Origin of the sequence: Dysgonomonas sp. GY617 (assembly GCF_015233815.1) — a bacterium.
Taxonomy (GTDB): Bacteria; Bacteroidota; Bacteroidia; order Bacteroidales; family Dysgonomonadaceae; genus Dysgonomonas_A.
Genome location: NZ_JADCLR010000002.1, coordinates 167,208 through 175,106 on the forward strand (window position 1 = coordinate 167,208; position 7,899 = coordinate 175,106).

General features: G+C 34.7%; 7 protein-coding genes and 1 pseudogene. 5 read left to right on the forward strand and 3 right to left on the reverse strand.

The genetic code is table 11. The features are described from left to right. The 5 genes from IR022_RS04335 to IR022_RS04355 form a co-directional block, all read left to right on the forward strand. On the forward strand, window positions 1-679 hold a 679-nt coding region (locus IR022_RS04335), incomplete at its 5' end, for a T9SS type A sorting domain-containing protein (RefSeq protein WP_194202750.1). 28 nt (window positions 680-707) lie between these two features. Then, the gene (locus tag IR022_RS04340; protein ID WP_194202751.1) at window positions 708-1,097 is read left to right on the forward strand and encodes a hypothetical protein; all 390 of its coding nucleotides are present in this window, start codon (window positions 708-710) and stop codon (window positions 1,095-1,097) included. After that, window positions 1,072-1,695 (forward strand): porin family protein, encoded by a 624-nt coding sequence (locus tag IR022_RS04345; RefSeq protein ID WP_194202752.1) that lies wholly within the window; start codon window positions 1,072-1,074, stop codon window positions 1,693-1,695. The genes IR022_RS04340 and IR022_RS04345 overlap by 26 nt, the downstream gene beginning before the upstream one ends. Window positions 1,696-1,727: 32 nt before the next feature. Next, window positions 1,728-2,123 carry a polymer-forming cytoskeletal protein gene (locus tag IR022_RS04350; protein ID WP_050710597.1) on the forward strand — a complete coding sequence of 132 codons (396 nt, stop codon included), beginning with the start codon at window positions 1,728-1,730 and terminating at the stop codon, window positions 2,121-2,123. A gap of 381 nt (window positions 2,124-2,504) precedes the next feature. Then, complete coding sequence (locus IR022_RS04355) at window positions 2,505-4,706, forward strand: hypothetical protein (protein WP_194202753.1); 2,202 nt, start codon at window positions 2,505-2,507, stop codon at window positions 4,704-4,706. A gap of 77 nt (window positions 4,707-4,783) precedes the next feature. Here the strand turns inward: IR022_RS04355 and IR022_RS04360 are convergent, their stop codons facing one another. From IR022_RS04360 to IR022_RS04370, 3 genes and pseudogenes are all read right to left on the reverse strand, one after another. Beyond that, a complete protein-coding gene (locus tag IR022_RS04360) occupies window positions 4,784-6,607 on the reverse strand; it encodes a right-handed parallel beta-helix repeat-containing protein (RefSeq protein ID WP_194202754.1) in 1,824 nt (607 codons plus the stop codon). A gap of 44 nt (window positions 6,608-6,651) precedes the next feature. Then, complete coding sequence (locus tag IR022_RS04365) at window positions 6,652-7,554, reverse strand: sugar phosphate nucleotidyltransferase (RefSeq protein ID WP_050709561.1); 903 nt, start codon at window positions 7,552-7,554, stop codon at window positions 6,652-6,654. 97 nt (window positions 7,555-7,651) lie between these two features. Beyond that, window positions 7,652-7,899 (reverse strand): annotated as a pseudogene (locus tag IR022_RS04370) (galactokinase); the annotation flags it as partial.

The window sequence follows — 7,899 nt, forward strand, 5'->3', positions numbered from 1 at the left end:
TAGAGCTACGGATAGTCGTAATAAAACTTCTGATTATGCAATATTAAAAGCAGAAGAAACAACAGCATCTTCGGGAATAAGTAAAATGATTTATCCCTCGAGCCATTCTGTAACAGAAGCCTTTATCGTTTCATCAGATCAGGAATACAATCTGATTGACTTCTATAATGAAAAGAGAACTGAAGTAGGATTAGGTATTAAAAGCTCTAATCAGAAAGATGTTTTAACCCTGGAGTTTGAAAATGTAGAATCCTTTAAATCAGCAACAGGATTCAGTCCCGTGTTAATTGACAAGTATTTAAATATAGAACAAGACCTCTCATCTAATAATGTATATCGATTCAATCAACGTAAAACCGAATCAGAAAGACAATATTCCGATGTAAACCGTTTCTCACTACGCTTATCCTCTGCAACTTCAGGTATTATTGATGAGCCTAACAGTGAGGATCTTATTAGAGTTACTTATTTAACCAGTCAGTTAGAAGTCTCTAGCGAACAAGGATTAAACCAAATTGATGTTTATGATCTGCAAGGACGTCATATGCATACTAGTGGAAAACTAGCCGGAGCTCCTATTAGCTATAGTAAATATTTACCCTTAAACCAGGGAGTATATATCGTGAAGATTAAAACATCACAAGGGCAAATAGTAGCGAAGAAGATTAATGCTCTTTAATATTTACAAAAATAGAAAGAACTAGATAATGGAAAATATACAACAGATATTGAAAAAAGAAAGGTATAATGAGAATCAAATCTATCTATATAAAGTAGATGACTATTGGTTTGCTTACGAGCGTTCTGCATTCTATATGTTCTCTATCTGTTGTGTAGATGCCATTTTCAAAATAAGGGATCCTAAAGAAGAAAATGCGATGCTTATTGCTGTCATGAAAAAAGGAGTGGATGGAATAGATAACCCTCATTTTTCGGTCTTTGAAAAGTCGGATAATAGCTTGATTATAAATTGCAGTACTACCTGTAAAGGTTTTCAGCATTGGAAAGACAGGTTTATCCCCTTAGTCAATGATATGGATTCTGTAAACACAAAAAATGAATATTATCAATATGCAAACTATAACTATCAGAACTAAACTGCTTTTAGGATTACTAGGGTTACTCTCTGTATCTGGTGTAAGTGCACAGCAACTAGGAGTTAGAGCAGGTGCGAATCTGAGCAATTCGAAAGTAGAACTAAAGGGGGTTGATGCAAAAGCAAATATGGGATTTAATATAGGTGTAATCTCAGATTTTAATCTGCCATTTGACGGATGGAAGATTAATGCCGGATTGCTGTTTTCTAATCAAGGCTTTGCTTTGAAACAAGATTACGGGAATAATAGCGGGCTTACCTACAACTTTACAACTAACACTATTGAGGTTCCAGTGAATGTAAGGAAAGAATTTAATTTTTTTATAGTTAAACAGTATGTTCAAGCAGGTCTTTATTCTTCCTATGCTTTATCGGGAAGAATAAAGGATGGAGATACTTCGCATTCACTGGATTTCAAAAATAATTCGGATCGGTTTGATACCGGATTTAGTCTAGGTGTAGGTTCCTATCTTACTCGCAATATTCAGGTATTGATCAACTACGATCATGGATTTGGGAAGAGTGAGATGAATTTTGGAGATCAAATTATAGCTTCGAAGAACCGTAGATGGACACTTTCAGCGGGATATATGTTTTGATTTAGATTAAGTAATAAAATAATGTAAGCATTATGTTTAATAAAAAAGTAAAGACCGAAACAATATTGGCAGATCGCACGTATAGTGTTATTTCGCAAGGCTTAATCCTTTCGGGAGAGATAAATACAAAAGATGATCTGAGGATTGATGGTACTGTAGATGGTAACATCAATTGCGAAGGAAAAGTTATAGTAGGGCCTACTGGCTGTGTAAAAGGTAATATAGAAAGCGAAAGTATCGAGCTAATGGGCAAAGTTAATGGCAATATAATTGTGCATGACATAATTATGCTCAAATCTTCATCGTATTACGATGGCGACATTACAGCTGTAAGTATTGATATTGAAGCTGGAGCCAATTTCTTTGGAAATTGTAGAATGAGTGATGTTGCGAAACCCGAACATAAGCCAATACTTATAAACTCGTAAGAGATTGGTATATGTAAAGTATAATGTAAGAAAATTTTTGTTCTGTAATAAAGTAGTGAAGAGTGGGGTATTTTAGAGTTTATCCTAGGGGAGCCATGCCGACTGAGAAGTTAGCATGGCTTATTTAAACACATTACTGATAATTAGTAATAGCAAATATTCAATTCGAGGTTATTAAATTATAACAGCATTAACAAATAGGTCTGAGACCTCAAAATAAGAAAAATGAAATTGTCCGATTTATTTATCCGATTTATCCTTTTAAAACAGTTCTTAAATAAAATATTTGTACAGAGATCATTGATTGTTCTTGTGGTCATTTTAATGATAGTATCTTCATGCTCTACCTCTGCACCTAAATTCATGACCCAAAGTTTGTTTATGCAAACGAAGCGTGCTAATATAGTACTGCCCGATGATAAGAAAGCTGATAAAGGTGGGGCTTCTGTTGTTTCGGAGAGAGTTTCTTATCGAAATTCGGGCTCTAGCGGAATTCAAGGAGAAGTAGCTCTTAAAGATGGTCAGAATAAATTAGACACAAATGCTGTTTATCGTTTACCTGAGGTAGAAGTAAAAGCGCAGGGACGTTTTACTGCGGAACGTGATGGACGTGTAAATGTCGATTTTAAGATAACTGTACCTAAAGAAATATTATCAGACAACTGGCGTCTGATATTGAATCCTAAACTTTTGCATAACGATTCGATTGTTCCGTTACAGAAAGTAATTCTGAATGGACGAGAATTTGTTGAGAAACAAAAACAGGATTATGCCGATTACGATAAGTTCTTGAAATCTATTGTAGATAAATCAAAATACGATAGTGTATATCTTGACAGAGATAATATTTTGAGAGATATAAGAAAACGTCAGGAGTACTATTTTGCGATTTATCAAGAACAGATGAAAGAGCAAATGGACTATGAAAAATGGAAATTGAAACAAGATGAGCATGACGCCGAGGTTAAAGCCAATAAGATAAGATATTCAGCAGAGCAATACCATCGATATTCACGCATGGCTTTAGATCATAAAGTGCGCAATGTTGTCGAAAATAAAGATACAACAGGCTTGCATGCCCAATATATGAAAGACTATGAGCGTAAAACAAGAAAATATATGGCAAGGTATCTTGATGACTATGGTCTTCAGGAAGATAAAGATTCAGTTGAATTGATAAGGAGAGAGCTGGCTTTAAGGAATACTCCCAAAAAATACAGGGAAAGGCGTGAGGTTAATAGTAAGATTAGTGATATTGACAACCATATCTTTTCTTTAAATGATTCTGTTGAAATAGCGAAGCACAGATACTTTTTTGGAGAAATAGCAATGAATGAACTTGCATTGCAGAGAAAAGATGAGATGTTCGAAAAAATGGTGAAATTTCCATACGATGATAATAAAGCCGAAATTCGTCTGGATACTATACTCTCATCAAGCAGTAATTTTGTGTTTTATTATACACAAGAATATCCTGTAGTTGAAGGGTTAAAGAAAATTCGTCTTACAATGGATAGTAAAATACAAGCTATTGACAGGAGTGAATATAAATTAGAGGGAGCAGACACCCTTTCGTATTTTATAGCATCTTTAGCTCAGTTGGCTGATCCATCTCTTATAAGTAAGCGTACCGAATTGCATCGTAATCTGTATGATCGTATAACCGTTTATACAAGATACAAAACTGCTAAATCAGTAAGTTCGGTTTATGAAATAGATTATCAGGATAATAGGGCTCAAATGGATAAACTAGTAGAAGCATTTAGGAAGTATAATAATTCTACTGAATTTACGATTGATAGTGTAACCATGATTTCTACTACATCTTTGGAAGGAGATTATGATGATAATTATGAGTTGACGTCTAAGCGCGCTTATTCGGTGAAAAACTATTTAAGCAAAACATTGTCCGGTGTTAATGTAGAAAATCTATTTAAGGTTAAATATAAAGGTGAGGATTGGAATACATTATTGACTCAGGTTCGCCAAAGAGATGATATTGTAAATAAAGAAGATATTCAGACGATGTTGACAAATGCTGTATATCCCGATCAGTGTGAGCCGGATATAAAGAAACAATTTCCTGCCGACTATAAAATTATTCAAGACTCCATCTATCCTTTGTTGAGAAGAATTGATTTTGTAATTGATCTTCATCGCACAGGCTTAAAGTCTGACACTGTAAAGGTTGAATATAGATCGGACTATGAGGAAGGGCTTCGTTTGTTACAAGAACGAGAATATTGGAAAGCGATTGAAATATTAGCAAACTATCCTGATTACAATGCTGCTCTTTGTTTAGCTTGTCTGGGATATAACAGTAAAGCATATGACTTGTTGACTAATTTAGCTCCAACAGGTAATACTGAATATTTGTTGGCTATTCTTTGCAGCCGTATGAAGAAAGAAAGAGATGCTGTAAGCCATTTGTTAAAATCGTATGAGTTAGATTCGTCTAAAATATATAGATCTAGATTAGATCCCGAAGTTTTAGCATTAATTGCGAGGAACAATTTACAATCTCAGATAGATAGAATTCAAGAAAGAGAAAATAAGGAATTAGAGACAATCGCGAGTAAATAATTTTACTTCTTTGAGGATAATAAATAAAGGATGTTCTTATAAGAACATCCTTTATTTTATTGTATGAAGTGAATGTGTTAATTAAATGTTAATTTTTCTTTCTTGTCAGACTTAATATCAGTTTGCTTCATTCTATTATAGTTTACCGATATTTGAGATGGCAATTTATATATATTATTACTGATTATAACTTTCGAACAATTATCTAAATCGAATGATGCGTTAGTCTTAGGCAGATTTTTATCTAACGGTGAAACAAAAGGAGCATATTCAATCAGATTATTTTTGAAAATCAGTCCTTGTGTACTTTTAGCTTTCAGTATAAGATTACCATTAATTTTGAATGTATTATTTTCAATTTTGATATTTCTGTGTACCCAGTCATTCTTTGCATATTCATGATTTTCGGGTATTATGGCAATTACATAATCTTTAGAAGGTATATTGTATCCGCATTCTTCGAATACATTATTACGGATCAGAACATCGTTCACAGCTCCCGATTCATACCAACTTCCTGCATCTGCAGCAATCATAATTGCATACATTCCTGTACGGTAGAAATGATTATTCTCTATAATTACTTTCTTCGGTGTTGTTACAAGTAATCCTCTGGTATTTGTCATCTCAAATTTGCAGTTACGTATATCAAGAGAAGGTGTCCATGTAATGTTTTCGATAGCATCGCCTTTATTTATTTCTTTAGGTAGAGGTTTAGTTAATTCGAGTTGAATCTCTCGATCTGATAGTCGTTTCACGCTTTTAATAATGCCAAAACCTTTTCTTTGGAGTGTAGGAGAGTGTACAAAAGCAATAGAGTCGTTTTCAAAGAAAGCAGGCATGCCATAAGTTTGAGCATGCATAAACTTAACGGTGACTGAATTAGGAGTATTAATCTCTCTGATTTGTAAATAGGTTCCATGAACGTTTACCGGATCGTCATGTAGTCCTTTAAAATGACAACTCTCAATTTTTATACTTCCTTTACATCCCGAAAAATGCATACCGTCTGCAAAGGCAGCAATAGCACGACCACGAGATGGGACGATAGTTATATTTTTATAATATAGATTTTCTGAGAACTGAGAAACAATACCCAACCCATGCATATAATGCATATTCAGATTTTCGAATTGTACATTCTTTGACAAGTTTACAAATACTCCTACATGATCTCTGATGTGATCTCTCAATGTGAATATTTTCCCTGCCTTATAATTAGTATTCGAAAAGTCTCCTTCAAATTTTACTTTTAAGGGATTGAGAACGGTTGCTTTACTTTGTTGGATAGGATCGGACGAGCTATACATATTTGTACCCTGTATTGTATCTACCAAAAGGGTGAAATATGTATTCATACCCCATTTTTCGCCATACCATTTTAATTTATTATCAATAACTGCATATTTGGAGTCGGGGTGTATGGCTGCTATGATGGAATCGGGATAAACTTCGAGAAATGTCATTTCAGACATTGTTGGGCGTTCAAAGTCTACACTTATATTTTTAAATTTTATATTCTCCGATTTGTTAATAGCCCAGCAAGTCACCTTTCCATGAAATACAAATAGAGAGCCATTGCCTTCGACAGTGATATTCTTTTTATTTTCGAATAATAATCCGACACTCTTTACTTTTGATGGGCAATCGGTTTCGGATGATGTGTTAGTTATAAAGTACTCTCTCTTCTCAGCTTTGTCAGGCCAGAAATCGTAACGTCCTTTAGGGAAAACAATAGTTGTATTTTCATTCTCGGACGAAGCATTTATAACTTGTTGAACACTTTCTGTTACATCAACAAAAGTATTGGGTTTTACGCCAAAATCCGAAACGTTTAGTATTTGGGCTTGTGTCCAAATACTAAAACATAACAGACTTATAATAAAAGAGAGTCTTTTCATAATAGAGTATATAAGGTTATTGTAAGAGAAATTGTTCTAATATATTAGAATAGTTTCTCAGGATATTTTCCTGCTTTTACCAGATCTTTAATTTTTTGTACTACCTCCGGACGATCCTTTGCATAGGTTACACCAAACCATACAGAAGGGGTATTGAGAAGTTTAACTTTTATCTCGTTTTTCTCTACTAAGGTATTAACTAGAGTTGGAATAAGAAACTCCGATTTTGGCTTATCTTGATTTTCTTTTAAGAAATCAACAAAAGAGCTTTTCGATAGTTCGAAATAATCGGGAGTGAATCCCCACATATTCATAGAAACGGGTGTTGTATCTGTAAGACTTTTCCAGTCGTTGTTTTCATCTTTATAAGAAGGTACACCATCAATTCTCTCAATACTTGTCCGTTCTACTATTTTTGTGAGATAATTCTCATTATCAATTTCACAAACACCACGAGCCACACTTCCGCTTTCCGATAATGTATTTCCTAAGAGGTAGCCAATCATACAATAATTCTTTGTGTGGCCACCCATCTTTTTGAGCTGCCCGGCAAGTATCTGATAACTTTCTCGTCCATAAAAGTCATCTGCGTTTATGATTCCGAAAGGTTCATTAATCACGTCTTTACCCATCAGTAAAGCATGGTTTGTTCCCCAAGGTTTTTCACGTTCGGGATTCAATACAAATCCTTCGGGAAGGTTGTCTAACTCCTGAAAAACTATTTCAACAGGAATTTTAGTTTCGTATTTTGAAGCTACTTTTTCTCTGAATTCCTTTTCGAATGATTGACGTATAACGAATACAATTTTGCCAAATCCCGCTTGTAAAGCGTCGTAAATCGAATAGTCCATAATAGTTTCACCATTAGGACCCAATCCGTCTAATTGTTTTAATCCTCCGTAGCGGCTACCCATACCGGCAGCAAGTACAAATAATGTTGGTTTCATGTTTTTATTTAAATTTCTTTTCTTTTTTTATCGTAGAGGGCAGACAAATAGGTCTGCCCTCCATGTGTGAACTCAGGTAACAATAAGACTTGTAGCCTTATAATTTTCGGGCACCATCTTTAATAATGACATCGTACACTTTAGGCTTGATCTTGAACTTTTGTTCGTAGCTTTCGGTAGCACGTTTAATAAAGCCATCGTGTAATTCATCTTTTACAAGGTTGATGGTACAGCCACCGAAACCTCCGCCCATAACACGAGAGCCGGTTACTCCGCACTGACGGGCAACATCGTTTAAGAAGTCCAGTTCGGGACAGCTTACTTCGTATTTACGGCTTAAACCGA

What these genes read in the sequence shown, in the direction of transcription:
- IR022_RS04340 (WP_194202751.1), top strand. Translation starts at nt 708, where the DNA reads ATGGAAAATATACAACAGATATTGAAAAAAGAAAGGTATAATGAGAAT.
- IR022_RS04345 (WP_194202752.1), top strand. Translation starts at nt 1,072, where the DNA reads ATGCAAACTATAACTATCAGAACTAAACTGCTTTTAGGATTACTAGGG.
- IR022_RS04350 (WP_050710597.1), top strand. Translation starts at nt 1,728, where the DNA reads ATGTTTAATAAAAAAGTAAAGACCGAAACAATATTGGCAGATCGCACG.
- IR022_RS04355 (WP_194202753.1), top strand. Translation starts at nt 2,505, where the DNA reads ATGCAAACGAAGCGTGCTAATATAGTACTGCCCGATGATAAGAAAGCT.
- IR022_RS04360 (WP_194202754.1), bottom strand. Translation starts at nt 6,607, where the DNA reads ATGAAAAGACTCTCTTTTATTATAAGTCTGTTATGTTTTAGTATTTGG.
- IR022_RS04365 (WP_050709561.1), bottom strand. Translation starts at nt 7,554, where the DNA reads ATGAAACCAACATTATTTGTACTTGCTGCCGGTATGGGTAGCCGCTAC.